Source organism: Leptotrichia wadei, assembly GCF_007990445.1.
Taxonomy (GTDB): Bacteria; Fusobacteriota; Fusobacteriia; order Fusobacteriales; family Leptotrichiaceae; genus Leptotrichia; species Leptotrichia wadei_A.
In genome coordinates, this window is record NZ_AP019841.1 from 506,649 (window position 1) to 524,406 (window position 17,758).

Below are 17,758 nucleotides of genomic sequence, written 5' to 3' on the forward strand. Positions count from 1 at the left end.
TGGTTAAATACAAAGAAATAGTTTAAAATATTCATGCGTTTGCCGTGTATAATTTTATATTTTTTTGACAGAAACTAAAAAAATGGTATAATTTAATTAAATTTTCAAAAAAAAAAAAAAAAAAAAAAGCAACAAAGGAGACGATTATGAAAGAAATAGAAAGATTTTTAAAGAGAATTCTAAAAAAGAAACAAAAGTACACAAAAGCACTTCTAATCACATTTTTGATGACAGGTGGACTTGCAGTGGCAACACCTATAGCTCCAAATGCTAATGGTGAATATATTGTAAATTCTGGTACTGGAAATGGGGATGTTCTTAATTATAATAATTATTCACATGGTGTTTTTAGAATTAGTGAAGGTAAAAAATTTATTTTTACAGGACAAGGAGATATAGATTCAAGAACGCCAAGTCCTTTATTTACACCCAGAACTTTGATAACAGTTACAGATTCAAATACTGAATTTAAAGCGACTGGTCAGATTGGAGTATCAAGTAATATTGACATGAATTTTGGTTCATCAAAAGAAGCAATTTTATATACAGTAACAAATCCAATTACAGGAGCAAATTCCAATGCTATAAATCAGAAAGTAACTTTAAAAGATGTTTTTATAACAGCACCAAATTCAACAGTATCTACTGTAAAAGTTGAAGCTAAGAATGGATATGGTATAAAAAATGCAGAACTTAATTTAATCGGTACTGATGGTTTTAAATCACAAATTCATTCAGCCGCTGATGGTTGGCTAGTTGAAGTTGATGCAGATGAAGCAAATGGTGTTTATTCAGAATTGACAGTTAATGGAATAGATGATAGCACTGAAGGTGATGGTGGGACACAAATATTAGGTTTGATGACAAAACATGGAAAATCTGTTTTAAATGTAAATTTGGTAGGTGGAGCATACTGGGGATTAAGTAAAAATAGTTCTCTTTCTGAACAAAGAGCAACAATTAATTCATTAAATATAGATAAAAAATCTTTTTTATCATTTGATGAAAGTAATGTTACAGAAAGTGATGGGGTAACTTCAATTTATCATATAAAATTGACATCTGATGGAATTAATAATGATGGAACTTTAAATAACGGTGGACTTATTCAGTTAACAAATGATTCCAACAAGGATAAACTTATTATAGAAGGAAATTATCATGGAGATAATGGTAGAATTGAAATGAACACTGTTTGGAATGCACCAGGTGGTGAAAATGGAGAAAACTCAGAATCAGATTTAGTCTATATCACAGGAAATGCAACTGGAACAACAAAAGTAGTACCAATTTATATTGACGATACCCCACAAGAAAATATATTTGAAAATTATATTCCTGGAAATGTTCAGCAATTATCGCAACGAATAAACAGTGTCCCAGTTGTAAAAGTAGCTGGAAATTCTACACCAACTACATTTACTGGAACTGCAAGAACAGCTGGAGCAGCTGAAGCACAGCTTACTAGTAGACAAGTTAATGGAATTTGGGAATATTACTGGACAATCTCGCCACTTGGAAGTTCTGGGGCAACTGCTGGAATAATCGGAGGAACAACTGGCGGATCTTCTGGTTCTAGCCGTCCAATTTACATTATGGCACAACCTGTTTCTGCATATGTATTGATGCCAAAAGTTAATATGGAAATGGGATACTCAACTGTTGGAACTTTACACGAAAGAAGAGGAGAAAATAGAATTCTTGATTTAGAAAATATGTCAGATGATAAAGGACAAATTTGGACAAGAATTTATGGAAGCGGATTAAATGAAAATGGAACAGACAGATTCCAGTATGAAGGAAATCTTTACGGAGTACAAATTGGACACGATTTTAAAATTAATAAGGATAAAAATGGAAATGATCATTTGCTAGGTGGATATATTTCGTATAACAGAGCAAGTACGGACTTTTTTGATGAATACCGTGCTGAAAATGGAAAAATTTCTGATAGCAAGTATACAGGAAAAGGAAAATCTGAAAGTATTTCATTAGGAATTACAAAAACTAAATATACTCCAAAAGGTTCATATTACGATTTAGTAGGACAAGTTTCTTACTTACAAAATAAATATAATTCAAGAGATGATTACAGTGCAAAACAAAACGGCTTTGGATTATTACTTTCAGGAGAAGCTGGAAAATCTTTCAATATCTCAAAAAATGGAAATTGGTCAGTTGAACCACAAGCTCAATTAATTTACCAATATCTAAACACAAAATCGTTTAATGATGGATTAAGAAATGTCAACCAAGATAACAGAAACGGACTTCGTGGAAGAGCTGGCGTAAGATTAGCATATAATGGTGACAATGGTAATAGTAGAACAAACTCATATTACGCAGTCGCAAACGTGTGGCACGACTTCACAAAATACGATAGCAAATACACAAACATTGGCTCAGACAAAATAACTGAAAAACTTGGTACAACTTGGGGAGAAATTGGACTAGGTGCCCAAGCTCCTTTAGGACAAAAAAGTAATCTTTACGTTGATACAAGATATGAACACTCTTTCAATAATTCAAATCGTTCAGGATACAAAGGAACGATTGGATTTAAACATACTTTTTAGTGAAAATTTTAAAATTTGATTGATTTTTTTGTTAATTATGGCACAGTAAAAATATTTATGTTAAATCCTGTTTGGAAAATAGAGAAGATATTTTGTTTACTTTCTGGCAAGGGGTTAAGGCCCCTTGTTAAATAATATTCATAACAAATTTATTTTAATTATTTGAAAATAAATATCAGGTTTAATCTGCTAAAAAGATTTACAACATATTCGTTATTCAAATGGGGTTTAGTATGAGTATAAACTGATGTTTTTAGGAAAGCAATTTTTGAAGATAGATAAGTGGTTTCCATCGTCGAAAACTTGTAGTAAATGTGGAAATGTTAAAGAGAAACTGGAATTATCAGAAAGTAGTTCACTATTGTGATTTATGATTTATGTAATCAAAATAAATAAATCCATCATCTGTCACAACCATCTTCGTAATACTCCCATTATCCAGCTTAAATTTCCAATATCCATCTAAATTATTAAATAAATAATAACTAATTGCAGTCTGAATGACACCAGCATGAGCTACAATAAGAATTTTTCTATTTTGATATTTTTCTTTTATTTCATCAATTTTTTTCACAACCCGTTTTTGTAAGTCATCCAGGCTTTCTCCACCTTCAGTCCTAAAATATTTCCAATTATTTTTCATTTCATCAATATAATGCGGAAATTCTTTTCTAATTTTATCATAACTTTTTCCTTCAATATCTCCAAAATTAAGTTCTCTTAACTCTTCTAAAAAATATTTTTCAATATTTTCATCAAGTTCAAGTAATTCAAGGCTTTGTCTACATCTTTTCAAGTCGCTTGAAAAAACTATGTCGATTTTTTCATTCATTTCTTCAAGTTTCTTTTTTGTACTTTTTAATTGATTAATTCCAGTTTCATTCAAACCTGGATTCAAATGTCCGTAATATAAATTTTTTTTATTATAATCTGTTTCGCCGTGGCGTATAAATAAAATTTCTGTCATTTTATTTTTCCTTTCTTTATTTTTTATTCGATAACCTAAGTTTTTTTATTTCTACAAGGGGTCGTTCCATTACTTTAGGATATTTATTAAATCCTAAGTTTGTATGGTTATCTATTATTTAAATCTTATCTCAAAATAATTCCTAAAAATAAAACTAGAATTGAAGTAAGTTCAAGACAAGCTCCCATTGTGTCGCCAGTTATTCCATCAATTTTTTTTCGTACATTTAACATAAAAATAATTATAAATATAAATGCAATGGATATAGCAACAATTCCTTTTATGCCAATTATGTAAAAAACCAGAATAATTGATAGAGCAAGTGAAAAAATTGCTTCAAAGATGCCATTTTCAGAAATTATGGCATTGCTCATTCCAGATTTTCTGGCATAGTTAGAAAGTCCAGCGTTTACTGGGGTTGAAAGTCTGGCAATAATTGGAAAGATTATGAGATATTTTGGGTTTGTTGTGATTATTTCGGAGATTAGAACAGTTTTTGTGATAAAATATAAAATTAAAACAACTGCTCCATTTGTTCCGATTCTTGAGTCTTTCATAATTTCTAGCATTTTTTCTTTTTTTGCATAGCTGAATAGTCCATCAAAAGTATCGGCAAGCCCATCAATATGGATTATTCCTACAATCAGAATTTCTAAAATTATTAAAAATATGGCAGTTATTGTTTTATTATAAAAAATATTTTTTAAATAAACTGTAATTAAAAAATTTGTAAAATATAAAATTAAGCCGATAATTAAGCCAACTAAAGGGAAAAATTTTACTGATTTTCCAAGTTTTTTTTCGCTGTAGTTGATTTTTAGCGGTATTGGGATTCGTGTCATAAATTGAATGAGAATGATAAATTGTTCAAAAAAATTTTTTATGTACTTCATAATATCTCCATTTTTATTTTTTGGATTTTTTTATTTATTTTCTGACAGGAGGTTTTGAGCTCGTGTTAAATAGTATTAAATGTATTTGGGAACTTAATATTTTTTATTTATTTCCGTAGTTATCAAACAGATTTATTTTATCATTTTTATATAAAAAAATCACGTTATTTTTGTTTCTTTTGTAAAAAAATAGTGAAAAAAAATATTATGCTTTAAATCGCTTGTTTTTCTTTTTAGAATATGTTATTCTATTGTCATCAAATAAAAAACAGAAGGAGCATTAAAATATGTGGTTTCCATTATTTGTAAACTTGAAAAATAAAAAAGTTTTAGTTATTGGCGGCGGAAAAGTTGCATTTAAAAAGATTAGCAAAATTCTGGAATATGAGGCTGATATTACGGTTATTGCGGAAAATATTGCAGAAGAGAAGTTGCTGGAACTGGAAAACTTGAGAATAGAGAATAATAGAAAAATTGAAAATGATAAAGATGAGATTGAAAAACTTGTAAAAGAGTATTTTTTAGTTATTGCAGCTACGGATAATGAGGAATTGAATGAAAATGTGGCTGAAATTTGTGATTCTAAAGGGATATTGATTAATAATGTATCTTCAAAAACTAAGATGAATGTGATGTTTGGAGGAATTGTAAAAAATGATGAGTTTCAAATTGCAGTTTCTACGAGCGGGAAAAATTGCAGACGTTCACGTGCTATGAAAAGCGAGATTCAAAAGATTTTGGATAGAATTGAAAAATAAAAAAATAGATTGTTGAATAATCTGATTTTAAATTATAAATAGAGGAAATGAAAAAAGGTGAAGTAAAAATGTTTAAAAGACATAGAAAACTGAGAAAAAATGAAGTTATTAGAAATCTTGTAAAGGATGTCTATATTTCAAAGGATGATTTGATTTATCCGATTTTTGTTGAGGAAGGTGAAAATATTAAAAGTGAAATTCCATCGATGCCTGGAATTTTTAGATATTCAATTGATAGACTTTCGGAAGAATTGGATGAACTTGTAAAATTAGGAATAAATTCGATTTTGCTTTTTGGTATTCCTGAAAAAAAGGATGCTTGTGCTACGGAAGCATATAATGAAAATGGAATTATTCAAAATGCAGTTAGATTTATTAAGAAAAATTATGATAATTTTCTTGTGATTTGCGATATTTGCTGTTGTGAATACACGGATCACGGACATTGCGGGATACTTGATGAAAACGGCTGTGTTAAAAATGATGAAACTTTGGAAGTTTTGGGAAAAACGGCACTTTCTTATGCGAGGGCAGGAGTTGACATTGTGGCTCCATCGGATATGATGGATGGACGTGTGGAAAAAATTTCAGAAGTTTTGGCTCAAAATCATTTTGAAAATATTCCAATAATGGCATATTCTGTAAAATATTCATCTGCATTTTATGGACCTTTCAGAGATGCGGCAGATTCGGCGCCACAATTTGGCGATAGAAAGTCCTATCAGATGAACTTTCAATATTCAAAGGATGCAATAGATGAAGTTGCCGAAGATTTACGGCAAGGAGCGGATATTATAATTGTAAAGCCTGCGATGGCATATCTTGATGTAATAAAAAAAGTAAGTGATACTTTTGAAGTTCCAATTGTGGCTTACAGTGTTTCTGGGGAATATTCGATGGTAAAGGCTGCGGCTCAAAATGGCTGGATTGATGAAATGAAAATTGTGATAGAGCAAATGTATGCTATGAAACGGGCAGGAGCAGATGTGATTATTACTTATTATGCAAAGGAAGTTGCAAAATATATTCAAGATTTTTTAAAATGAAGGTAATAAAATAAAAAATAATTTATCAAATATATTATATAAAAAAATAAATAAAAATTTTATAAAGAAAGAGAAAAAAATATGAAAATAGTTATAGCGGGAGCTGGTGTTGTTGGAGAGTCGCTTTGCAGTGAACTTTCGGAAGAAGGAAATGATGTTATTCTAATTGAGAAGGTAGAGAAAATATTAAATAGACTTGTGGAAACTTATGATATAACAGGACTTGTTGGAAATGGGGCTTCTTATGAAACTTTGTTGGAAGCGGGGACAGATACGGCTGATATTTTTATTGCGGCAACAGAATCAGATGAGTTAAATATAATTTCTTCTATTATAGCAAAAAAACTTGGAACAAAATTTACAATAGCAAGAGTGAGAAATCCTGAATATAGTTCAAATATGCAGTTTGTAAGGGAAGGGCTTGGAATTTCGCTTATGATAAATCCTGAACAGGAAACTGCTAAAAGTATTGCAAATAAATTAATGTTTCCAGTCGCTTTAAGTGTAGAAAACTTTTTTGGTCAAAGAGCTGGATTTATTTCAATAAGAGTTCAAAAAGATAATTTTTTAAATGGAATGCAGTTAAAAGAACTCGAATTCAGTTCAAAGGATAAAGTGATTATTTGTACTGTAAGAAGAGGTGAAGATGTATTTATTCCAAGTGGAGATTTTACTATCTTAGAAGGGGATATTGTCCATATTGCAGGATCAAAGGAAGCAGTACATAAATTTTACGATAAAATTGAAAAAAGCAATTTAAAAATTGATTCTGCACTGCTTGTTGGTGGAGGAACAATTTCCCATTATTTAATAGGAAAGCTGCTGGAAAACAAAATTAAAGTAAAAGTTATAGAAAATAATAAGGAACGTGCAGAAAAATTAAGTGAGTCGTATCCAAAGGCAATTGTAATAAGAGGAGATGAAGCTGATCAGGAATTTCTGATGCAGGAAGGGATAAATAATTATGATTCAACTGTAATTCTTACAGATAGTGACGAAGAGAATACAGTTATTACAATGTTTGTAAATTCCATAACAAATTCTAAATTAATCACAAAAATGAACAGGACTCTAATGCTTTCAATACTTGAAAAAAATACAAGAACATCTACAGTTGTACCTAAAAAAGTTATTTCCGATATGATAATAAGCGTTGTAAGATCAAAAACTAATATGCGAGGCTCTACAATGAGCTTTCTATATAGGTTAGAAAGTCAAGTAGAATTTATTACTTTTGAAATTAATAAAAACAGCCGTGCTATTGATATCTCGTTGAAAGATTTAAAAATAAAAAAAGGTACATTAATTGCGAGCATATTAAGAGATGGAAAAATGATTTTTCCTGGAGGAAATGATGCAATAAAAATTAACGATAGTGTGATGGTCGTTACAACAGCATCTTCGATCGAAGATTTTGATGATATTTTAGAATAAAATTTAAATATGTGTTAATATAAAAGTGAAAGCCCTAAAAATAAAATGACAGCTAAAATTTTTTATTAAAAATTTTAGAATTAAGCTAAAAAATACTGCTGTATAAACTTTTGATATACATATTGGGTTTAAGGAGTAAAAATGAATAAAAAAATGATAAGTTTTATAATCGGAAAAATACTTATACTTGAGGCTGGATTAATGGTTTTGCCTTTGATTATAAGTTTTTTATATAATGAAAGTGCAAAATATAAAGTTGCTTACGGATCTGTAATAGGTCTTCTCTTGGCAATTGGATTTGCACTTTCGGCAAAACTTCCTGAAGATCAGAGGATTCAAGGAAGAGAAGGGTACATAATAGTGTCCTTGTCTTGGATTCTGATGTCTATATTTGGAGCATTACCGTTTGTATTTACAAAGGAAATACCGTCGTTTGTTGATGCTTTTTTTGAAATTGTAAGTGGATTTACGACAACTGGATCAAGTATAATAACAGATCTTAGCAAAATCAGCCATTCTAATTTATTTTGGCGAAGTTTTACCCATTTTGTGGGTGGAATGGGAGTTCTGGTATTGGCACTTGCAATTTTTCCAAGTTCTGCAACATCGGTTCACGTAATGAAGGCTGAAGTTCCTGGACCGACATTTGGAAAATTAGTTTCAAAATTGTCAACAACTGCCAGAATGCTTTACAAAATTTACATTGTTATGACAATTGTTTTAATAATTTTACTAATGTTTGGAGGACTTGATTTATTTGAATCTTCACTTCTGGCATTTGGTACAGCTGGAACAGGTGGATTTGGAGCAAGAAATGGAAGCATTTTACCGTATAATAGCCCTTACATTGAAGTGGTGCTTGGAATTGGAATGATAGTGTTTGGAGTAAACTTTAACATTTATTATTTTATTTTAATTGGAAAGATAAAAGATGTATTTAAAAATGAAGAATTAAAATATTATTTGTTAATTGTATTTGGAGCGATTGTCCTAATAGTTCTAAATATCTGCAAAAGTTATGATTCGATTTTACATTGTATAAGAGATGTATTTTTCTCGGTTTCATCGGTTATTACGACAACAGGATATTCCACAGCTGATTTTGGAAAATGGCCATTATTTTCGCAAGTTATACTGTTAATTTTAATGTTTTTTGGAGCATGTGCGGGATCTACGGCTGGAGGATTAAAAATATCAAGAGTCGTTTTAATGGTAAAAATCTATTTTGCAGAAATAATTCAAATGATAAGCCCAAATCGTGTAGTTACAATAAAATATGATGACAAGCCTGTAAATATGAAAATGCAAAAGAGCATTGCAGTATACTTTTTAGTTTATTCGTTAGTCTTTGGAGGAATATTGCTAATGGTTTCCTATTCTACAGATGACTTTATGACAGCTTTTAGTGCTGTAGCCGCTACATTTAACAATATTGGGCCTGGATTGGGAAAAGTTGGACCAGCATTTAGCTTTGCCGAATTAAGCAATTTTTCAAAAGTGATTTTAAGTTTTGGAATGTTGGCAGGAAGATTAGAAATTTTTCCAATGTTAATATTATTTTCGCCAACAACTTGGAAATTGAAATAGATAAAGTTAATTTATATTGGAATGCCTGAAAAACGAGCATATTTAAATAGGAAGTATAATTTAATATATTGTGTAAAGCAAGGGGTTTTGATGCCCCTTGTTAAGTAAAATAATTATTCTATTCTAGATTTGATCTTAATTATATACGCTTTTTTATATAACTTTTAGAAAAATTTAAAAAAGTTATTGACAAATAATAACAATGTATGTTATACTAGTTAAGTAGTTTACGGGTGGATGTCCGAACGGCTAAGGGACCGGTCTTGAAAACCGGCGAAATCGCAAGATGTCTGGGTTCGAATCCCAGTTCACCCGCCATTTAAATAATTTTGGAGAAGTGGCAGAGAGGCCGAATGCGCTCCCCTGCTAAGGGAGTATCCGGGCTAAAACTTGGATCGAGGGTTCAAATCCCTCCTTCTCCGCCATTTTTTTTTAACAAAAAGATAGTAAGAAGTCGTAGGCTTTCTATAAATGGGAGATAAATTGCATTTTTGATTGATATTTATAGCAAAATGTATTACACTAAATACATCAGGGTAGGAACTACCCGAAGAGCTTGGTAAATATATTTGGCTAACAAAAGCAGATACTTCCCAAGAAGCTCCCGCTTCTAAAAGTGGGAGTAGTTCACTAACGGAATTGGAAAATAAATATGCATCTGTAGCTCAATTGGATAGAGCGTCTGACTACGGATCAGAAGGCTATGGGTTCAACTCCTGTCAGGTGCGCCATTTTATAAAAATAATACAGTATTTACATAGTTTGAAGAGATTTAAAAATACCTTTGGAGACATTTTGGAGGCGTTTTTAAAACTCTTCATTTTTTTTGTAATAGAGTTTGATACTATTTCCCATTTAAATAGCAGATTTATTATAAATTACATGCTGTTTAGCAAGGGATCAAGACCTCTTATTAGAAAATGATATAAAATAATATTTTATTTAAATTACTTTGTTATTAAAATATTTAGATGAAAAAAATTGTAAGTACATATTGATTTTGAAAAAAAATAGGGTATACTATTAAAGTCTAAAATAGTATAATAGGTGATTGTAAAAGTAATAATATAAAAACTCAAAAAATACAGTATTTTAACCTGAAATATTAAAATTTTATATCAAAAATGTCAGAGAAAAATAGTAAGAATTACAAGTGTAAAAGTATTGTAATTATTGGAGATTTTAGACTTTTACAAATAACTTAAGCATAGGAGGGAATAAGTTGGCAACAATGAAAGCGGCGAGATGGCATAATAGAAAAGATGTAAGAGTAGAAGAAGTTGAAATTCCAGAAATAAGAAAGGAAAAACAAGTAAAAATTGCAGTAAAATATGCAGGAATTTGTGGAAGTGATTTACATGAATATCTAGGGGGACCGATTTTTATTCCTGCAAATGAACCGCATCCTTATACGGGAGAAAAAGCGCCAATTACAATGGGACATGAATTTTGTGGAGAAATTATAGAGATCGGAAGCGGAGTTACTAAATTCAAAGTTGGAGATAGAGTTACAGTTGAGCCTATTTTGGCAAAAAATGGATTAATTGGGAAATATAATTTGGATCCAAACTTGAATTTTGTTGGACTTGCAGGTGGAGGAGGAGGTTTTTCTGAATTTGTAGTTGTAAATGAGGATCAGGCTCATAAATTGCCAGATGAAATTGATTATGAACAAGGAGCATTAACTGAACCTGCGGCAGTGGCAGTTTATGCTGTCAGACAAAGTAAATTTAACACAGGAGATACAGCAGCAGTATTTGGATGCGGACCAATTGGTCTTCTTATTATTGATGCTTTAAGAGCTTCTGGAGCAACAGAAATTTATGCTGTGGAAGTTTCACCTGAAAGACAGGAAATCGCTAAAAAACTGGGAGCAATTATTGTAGATCCTGCAAAAGTAAATTCAGTTGAATTTATAAAAGAAAGAACAAATGGAGGAGTAAATGTTTCTTATGAAGTGACAGGAGTTCCTGCTGTATTGCAGCAGTCACTTGAAGCTGCGGAAAAAGATGGAGAGTTAATGGTTGTAAGCATCTGGGAAACAGAAGCATCAATTCAGCCTAATGAAGTGGTAATTCAAGAAAGAACAATAAAAGGAGTTATCGCATATCGTGATGTATTTCCTAAAACATTGGAATTAATGAAACAAGGATATTTCTCAAAAGATTTATTAGTGACAAAGAGAATTAAATTGGAAGATATTGTAAATGAAGGGTTTGAAGCATTAGTTAAAGAAAAAAGCCAAGTTAAGATTTTAGTATCTCCAAAATAATTTGATGATTAGTTAAATCTCAAATTATACTTAAATAAATAATGTTTAGCGGAAAATTTTATTTTCCTTGATATTGATAAAATTAATTTTTTATTTTTAAATATAGATTAATATTAGATAAATCTGCTTTTATTTTTTAGAATTTCTAAATTAGGAAAAGCAGATTTTTTTGTTTAAATAATAGAAATATTGTAAATTCCTATTTAATAGTAGCTTAAAATTTTCCTGTTATTAATAAATTGGATATAAGTTCTATTTTTTATATGATTTAGTAGACCTGTTCGATAACTATACAAACTTAGAATTTAATAAAATAAATATTTTGAAGCAAGGGGTCTTGACCCCTTGTATAGATAAAAAAACTTAGGTTATCGAACATATCTAGTATAAAAATATATAATTTTATTTTCTTTGACAATATATTTTTTTTGTAGTAAAATTTATGCATTGAAAAAGTTTTGATTATTTTTAGAAGAAATTTTAATTTGAAATTCTAGGAGGAAGAATGAAAAAAAGGATATTAGTTTTAGTGTCGCTAGTATTGACAATTTTAATATTTTTTACAGCTTGTGGAAAAAAAGATGCAAAAAATCCAAATGCAAAGACAGGTAAAAAATATATTATTGCAGTAGATTTGATTTATCCGCCGTTTTCTTTTAAGGAGAATAATGTGGATAAGGGAATTGATGTTGATTTGATGAAGGCGGTGGCAAAAACTCAAGGATTTGAAGTGGAAATTCAGCCGATGGATTTTGGAGGAATTATTCCTGCGATGGAATCTGGACAAATTGATGGTGCGATTGCGGGAGCGAATATTACTGAGGAGAGAAAAAAGGTTGTAGATTTTTCTGATCCATATTACGATACAGGAATTGTTGCGATAGTTCATAAAGATAATAATACGATAAAAACTGGAAAAGATTTGGTTGGAAAAAGACTTGCGGTTAAAAGTGGAACTGCAGGAGAAAGATATGTTCAAGAAAATTTGAAAGGGAAATCTGAAGTAAGAATTTATGATGATACAGTTTCAATGTTAAAGGCGGTTGAAAATAAACAGGCTGATGCGGGATTTGAAGATTTACCAGTAGTTTTATATACTTTGAATCAAGATCCAGATACGCAGTTAAAAGTTGGAACTGGAAAGTTGACAAATGTTGGAAATGGATTTATGGTAAAAAAGGGGACTCACAAAGAGTTGCTGGAAGAGTTTAACAAAGGTTTAAAGACTTTAAGACAAAATGGCGAATATCAAAAAATTGTGGATAGATACACTAAAGGTGGCAAAACTGCTGAAAAAGGCGGAATTGCTGAAGTTATTGATTCTTACAGGGGAATTTTGACTGGTTACGGACTAAAGTTTTTAAGAGGACTTGCAGTTACTATTTATATCACAGTTGTTTCATTATTTTTTGCAACATTGATTGGTTTAGGGATAGGATATTTAAATTTTGTGCCGACAGATAAAAAAGGTTTTCACTCAAAAATGATAAAAGTTTTGCAATTTTTAGGAAAAGAATATATTGATTTAATAAGAGGAACGCCACTTATGGTTCAGACAATATTCTTTTATTTTGGAGTTGTGCCATTACTTCCAAAACTTTTAAAATTCACATTTCATTTGAGCAGTGAGCCAGGAATGCTGTCTCCTGAAGTTTCTGGAATAATTATAATTGCATTAAATGCTGGAGCATTTTTAGCTGAAATTTTTAGAGGCGGAATACAGGCGATTGACAAAGGACAAATGGAAGCGGCTAGAAGTTTGGGGCTTTCTTTTAACAAGTCGATGACCAAAGTAATTTTGCCACAGGCTATTAAAAATATGATTCCTGCCATTTTAAATCAGTTTATAAGTTCATTAAAAGATACTTCCTTATTAGTTGTAATTGGAGTGGCAGATTTGATGAAAGAAGGGCAAGTTGCTTATAAAACTAATTTTAAAACATTTGAAACGATGCTTATAGTTGCGGCAATTTACTATATAGTAATTAAATTATTGTCTAAATTGTTCAAGAAAGTGGAGGATAAGTTAAAAGTATGATTAAAGTAGAAAATTTGAAAAAACAGTATGGAGATAATGTTGTTTTAAAAGATATAAGCCTTTATGTAGAAAAAGGGGAAGCGATAAGTGTGATTGGACCGTCAGGTTCGGGGAAAAGTACATTTTTAAGATGTATAAATGGGCTTGAAGAATTATCTGGCGGACATATTTGCGTGGACGAATTTGACCTTGCGGATAAAAATTTGAACATTGACAAATTTCGTGAAAAAGTTGGAATGGTTTTTCAAAATTTTAATTTATTTCCACATTTAACAGTTTTGCAGAACATAACTCTAGCTCCAGTAACGCTAAAAAAAGTGACAAAGTTAGAAGCTATAAAATTGGGAAAAGAACTGCTTGAAAAAGTTGGACTTTTAGATAAAGCCGATGTTTATCCATCAAGTTTGTCTGGTGGGCAAAAACAAAGAGTGGCAATTGCAAGAGCTCTCGCTATGAAACCGGAAGCATTACTGTTTGATGAGCCGACAAGTGCGTTAGATCCTGAAATGGTTGGAGAAGTTTTGAAAGTTATGAAGGATTTGGCTAAAGAAGGAATGACAATGATTGTTGTGACGCATGAAATGGGATTTGCAAGGGAAGTTTGTGACAGAGTCATTTTTATGGCTGATGGTGAAATTGTGGAGCAGGGAAAACCTGAAGAAGTGTTTTTGAATCCCAAAAATGAGAGAACTCAGAATTTTTTGAAGGTGCTGTAAGAGCACGTTATTATATAAATTTTAGTTTATTTTTTATTTTTTTGATTAATATTGCTTCTTAATCAATAAAGAAATTATTATGTGTTATTTTGGTAAAAAATTTTTCAAATATCAAACATAGTTTTCATTTTTATGTATTTTTATATTGTTATAAAGTAATTAGAATATAATTTTTGTCATTTTAAATTAATATTATTATTAATTTTTTTTAAAAAAATAAAATAAATAAAGTTAATTATTGGTAAATCCAAAATAAAAATTATGAAAAGTTTGGGTACAATATTACTAAGTATTTTTTAAGAATAATAAATGGCAGATATATGTTAATATAACTTTTTTTAAGAAAATATAAAATAAAAAAATTAAATAGGAAAGGACATCTGAAATGGAACAGGGGAATAATAATAGGGTGAGAAATATTCTGATAGCAGTTTTAATTGTTTTAATAACAGGGACAATTTTTAGTATCGGATTCTATATTTTTTCTACTCAAAGTAAAATGGCGAGATTGGAAAAAGAAAGGGAACAAAAGCCAAATATAGTGCAAGATCCAAATATGATTTCAATAAAGTCGGTAAAACCAGAAGTTGCTAACAGTCAAAAAAAGGACTCATATAACAATACTCAAAGTAGACCGAAAACTATGTATGAAAAAGCAATGATAAATAGAATGGCATCAGTTGAAAATGAATTAAATAGTTATACGCCTGATAATACTTCTTCTTGTGATGAATATGTAGGCTATCGTGTATCTTTACATAATAAATGGGATAATGAATTAAATCAAATATATAAAATGTTAATGGCAAGCTATCCAGATTCACAAAAGAAATCCCTTAAAAATGAAGAAATAGCTTGGATAAAGGAACGGGAAAGAACAATAGATGGAATAAGAAGCGAGGCATCTGATGACTGTTCGGCAAATATAGAAATTGAGAACAGGGAAATTGATACGATAAAGGCTAGGGCAATAGAATTGGCAGAAAAATACGATAGATTGAATTAATGGAGTGATAGAGATGAAATTTTTTTGGAATTCAGATGAAAAAGGTAAATCGGAGGGGAAAAGAGAATCTGAAGAAAAGGATGAGTTAGAAAAAACAGACAATTCAGAAGAAGAAATGAAACTGGAAAATGAACCTGGACAGGCGGAAGAAATTAAAAGTGATGAAGTGGATAAACCTGTAGAAGAAAAAGTCGAAAAGGAAGAAAACGGAGAAGAATTAGAATCAGAAACTGCTGAACAAGAAGAAGCAGATAAGAACGATGATAGTAAAAATGATGAAAATAAATTAGAAAAGATTTTGAGAAACATTGAAGATATTGATGGAAAAGTTGAAGTGCTAAATGATTTATTTTTGAAAAAGATTCAAAGTATTGAATTTGAAAAAAAGACGACAGATAGACTTTACAAGGAACTTCAGGAATATAAAAATGATATGTATTTTCAGCTCATAAAACCTGTTGTGATGAGTTTGGTAAGTTTGAGAGAAAGTATGAAGAAAAATTTGAAGAGTTTTGGTGTGATGTCAGAAGAGGAAAAATCAGAAATACTTCAAAGTTATATTGAAGAAGTGGAAATTATCTTGGAAAACAATGATATAGAGATTTATGAAACTAATATAGAAAATGACAGTTATGTGGATGTAAAAAAACAAAAAATAATAAAGAAAATTGAAACACCTTATGAACAGCTGCATGGAAAAATAGAAAATGTTTTGAGCAGCGGTTATAAATATAAGGATAAAATTATTTCGCCAGAAAAAGTTGAAGTAAATATTTATAAAAAACCAGAAGAAGATTTGAAGGGAGAATAAAATGTCAAAATATGTATTCGGAATTGATTTGGGAACAACTTATTCGTGTATAGCTCGTGTGGATGATACTGCAAGAGCGGAAGTAATTAAAAATAATGAAGGTGAAAATATTACACCATCTGTAGTTGCATTTGAAGGGGATAATGTAATTGTTGGAAATGATGCAAAGGCTGAAGCCGTTTTAAATCCAGACACAACTTCCATGTTGGTAAAAACATTGATGGGAAAAACGGACTTTGCAATTAGATATAATTATGAAGATAAGACACCAGAGGAGATATCATCATATATTTTGAGAAAATTGGCTAAAGATGCCTCAGAACAGTTAGGAGTTGAAGTTAAAGATGTGGTAATAACTTGTCCAGCTTATTTTGGAACAGCAGAACGTACAGCAACTAAAAATGCAGGAATAATAGCCGGACTAAATGTATTGGAAATTATAAGCGAACCTACAGCGGCAGCTTTGTACTATGGATGTGCAAAGGAGCAAAATGAAAAAACAATTTTAATATATGACCTTGGTGGAGGAACATTTGATGTAACGATTATGAGAATAAGTTCTGATAAGATTGAAGTTATCTGTTCAGATGGTGATCATGACTTAGGTGGAAGAAACTGGGATGAAGTTTTAATAAGATATTTGGCTAATCAATTTACAGAAAATGTTGGAGCTGAAGTTGAATTTGATGAATATGCAATACAAGATTTGAGATTAAAGGCTGAAAAGATGAAAAAACAGCTGACTTCAAAAAATCAAGCTAGTGATATGCTGGAAGTAAATGGGAAAAGATCAAAAATTTCTGTAACAAGAGAAAAATTTGATGAAATAACTTCTACATTGCTTTATGAAACTTTAAATAAAACGAAGGAAGCTATTGAGGTGGCTAAAAATAAAGGATACCAAAAAATTGATGAAATACTTTTAGTTGGTGGTTCTACAAGAATGCCGCAAGTAAAAAGCATGTTGACAGAAAACTTTAAAGAATCTGAAATAAAAATTCTTGAGCCAGATGAAGCTGTTGCCAAAGGAGCCGCTATTCATGCTGTAAATGTTTACGTAAATAATCAAAAGAGTCTTGCAGGTCATGATTTTAATTCTGATGAGGAAGTGAAAGTATCAGTTAATGGAGATGAAAAGGAATTAAGTGCAAGTGATTATAAGGAAGATTTGTCAGTATCGCCTGAAATGATGAGTATTGGTGGAGCTGCTAGACAAATTGTAATAGCTACAACGAAAAGTTTTGCAATAAAGATAATTCATAACAATGAAGAAAAATGTTACAATATGATAGTAAAAAATGAGCCTATGAATAATGGATTTGTAACTGTTTCTCAAATTTTTGGAACTAATGTCAATAATCAGAGTACAGCAAATATAGAGATTTATGAAAATGATTACATGGATGAATATTTTAATGTTGATGATGATTTAAAAATTGGGGAAGCAGTATTAGAACTTCCGGCAGGACTTTCACAAGGGGCACCGGTTGAAGTTACTCTGAAATTAAATAAAGAAGGAATCTTGGATGTTAAGGGAGTAGACAAAACTGGAAATAGAGAAGTAAATGTAAGAATGGAAACAAAAGGTGTAATGTCAGAAGAAGAATTGGAAAAAATAAAACGACGTTCACAAGGAATAGTAGTTCTATAAGTT

The 17,758-nt window shown here is 30.5% G+C and carries 14 protein-coding genes and 3 tRNA genes; 15 read left to right on the forward strand and 2 right to left on the reverse strand.

What is annotated here, in order from left to right; all coding sequences use genetic code 11:
• Window positions 1–146 precede the first annotated feature (146 nt).
• Together FVE74_RS02530 and FVE74_RS02535 are read left to right on the forward strand one after the other, a co-directional pair.
• Complete coding sequence (locus tag FVE74_RS02530) at window positions 147–2,576, forward strand: autotransporter outer membrane beta-barrel domain-containing protein (protein ID WP_147003061.1); 2,430 nt, start codon at window positions 147–149, stop codon at window positions 2,574–2,576.
• 247 nt (window positions 2,577–2,823) lie between these two features.
• Complete coding sequence (locus tag FVE74_RS02535; protein ID WP_269473155.1) at window positions 2,824–2,943, forward strand: zinc ribbon domain-containing protein; 120 nt, start codon at window positions 2,824–2,826, stop codon at window positions 2,941–2,943.
• On the opposite strand, the gene FVE74_RS02540 is transcribed toward FVE74_RS02535, so the two are convergent.
• Both FVE74_RS02540 and cobS read right to left on the reverse strand, forming a co-directional pair.
• The gene (locus FVE74_RS02540) at window positions 2,935–3,543 is read right to left on the reverse strand and encodes a histidine phosphatase family protein (RefSeq protein WP_147003063.1); all 609 of its coding nucleotides are present in this window, start codon (window positions 3,541–3,543) and stop codon (window positions 2,935–2,937) included. The two genes, FVE74_RS02535 and FVE74_RS02540, sit on opposite strands and share 9 nt — an antisense overlap.
• A 125-nt stretch (window positions 3,544–3,668) precedes the next feature.
• Entirely contained in the window at window positions 3,669–4,436 is a 768-nt protein-coding gene (cobS, locus tag FVE74_RS02545; RefSeq protein ID WP_147003065.1) for an adenosylcobinamide-GDP ribazoletransferase, read from the reverse strand.
• 287 nt (window positions 4,437–4,723) lie between these two features.
• Here cobS and FVE74_RS02550 point away from each other — a divergent pair, with 287 nt between their 5' ends.
• From FVE74_RS02550 to FVE74_RS02610, 13 genes are all read left to right on the forward strand, one after another.
• The gene (locus FVE74_RS02550) at window positions 4,724–5,194 is read left to right on the forward strand and encodes a precorrin-2 dehydrogenase/sirohydrochlorin ferrochelatase family protein (protein WP_147003067.1); all 471 of its coding nucleotides are present in this window, start codon (window positions 4,724–4,726) and stop codon (window positions 5,192–5,194) included.
• Window positions 5,195–5,262: 68 nt separating this feature from the next.
• The gene (hemB, locus tag FVE74_RS02555; protein ID WP_147004548.1) at window positions 5,263–6,240 is read left to right on the forward strand and encodes a porphobilinogen synthase; all 978 of its coding nucleotides are present in this window, start codon (window positions 5,263–5,265) and stop codon (window positions 6,238–6,240) included.
• Window positions 6,241–6,321: 81 nt separating this feature from the next.
• Complete coding sequence (gene trkA / locus FVE74_RS02560; protein ID WP_147003069.1) at window positions 6,322–7,674, forward strand: Trk system potassium transporter TrkA; 1,353 nt, start codon at window positions 6,322–6,324, stop codon at window positions 7,672–7,674.
• Between the two features lie 141 nt (window positions 7,675–7,815).
• Window positions 7,816–9,261 carry a TrkH family potassium uptake protein gene (locus FVE74_RS02565; protein WP_147003071.1) on the forward strand — a complete coding sequence of 482 codons (1,446 nt, stop codon included), beginning with the start codon at window positions 7,816–7,818 and terminating at the stop codon, window positions 9,259–9,261.
• Window positions 9,262–9,492: 231 nt separating this feature from the next.
• Window positions 9,493–9,579 (forward strand) — tRNA-Ser (locus FVE74_RS02570).
• Between the two features lie 13 nt (window positions 9,580–9,592).
• A tRNA-Ser gene (locus tag FVE74_RS02575) sits at window positions 9,593–9,686 on the forward strand.
• Between the two features lie 229 nt (window positions 9,687–9,915).
• Window positions 9,916–9,992, forward strand: a tRNA-Arg gene (locus FVE74_RS02580).
• 500 nt (window positions 9,993–10,492) lie between these two features.
• On the forward strand, window positions 10,493–11,533 hold the full coding sequence (locus FVE74_RS02585; protein ID WP_026231251.1) for a 2,3-butanediol dehydrogenase: 1,041 nt from the start codon (window positions 10,493–10,495) through the stop codon (window positions 11,531–11,533).
• A gap of 505 nt (window positions 11,534–12,038) precedes the next feature.
• On the forward strand, window positions 12,039–13,571 hold the full coding sequence (locus FVE74_RS11845) for an ABC transporter substrate-binding protein/permease (protein ID WP_147003073.1): 1,533 nt from the start codon (window positions 12,039–12,041) through the stop codon (window positions 13,569–13,571).
• Window positions 13,568–14,287, forward strand: coding sequence for an amino acid ABC transporter ATP-binding protein (locus FVE74_RS02595; RefSeq protein WP_147003075.1), 720 nt, complete (start codon window positions 13,568–13,570; stop codon window positions 14,285–14,287). Before FVE74_RS11845 ends, FVE74_RS02595 begins: the two co-directional genes overlap by 4 nt.
• Window positions 14,288–14,672: 385 nt before the next feature.
• Window positions 14,673–15,293, forward strand: a complete 621-nt coding sequence (locus tag FVE74_RS02600) for a lysozyme inhibitor LprI family protein (protein WP_147003077.1) — start codon at window positions 14,673–14,675, stop codon at window positions 15,291–15,293.
• A 13-nt stretch (window positions 15,294–15,306) separates the two neighbouring features.
• Complete coding sequence (locus tag FVE74_RS02605) at window positions 15,307–16,104, forward strand: hypothetical protein (protein WP_147003079.1); 798 nt, start codon at window positions 15,307–15,309, stop codon at window positions 16,102–16,104.
• 1 nt (window position 16,105) lies between these two features.
• Window positions 16,106–17,755 carry an Hsp70 family protein gene (locus FVE74_RS02610; RefSeq protein WP_147003081.1) on the forward strand — a complete coding sequence of 550 codons (1,650 nt, stop codon included), beginning with the start codon at window positions 16,106–16,108 and terminating at the stop codon, window positions 17,753–17,755.
• Window positions 17,756–17,758 lie beyond the last annotated feature (3 nt).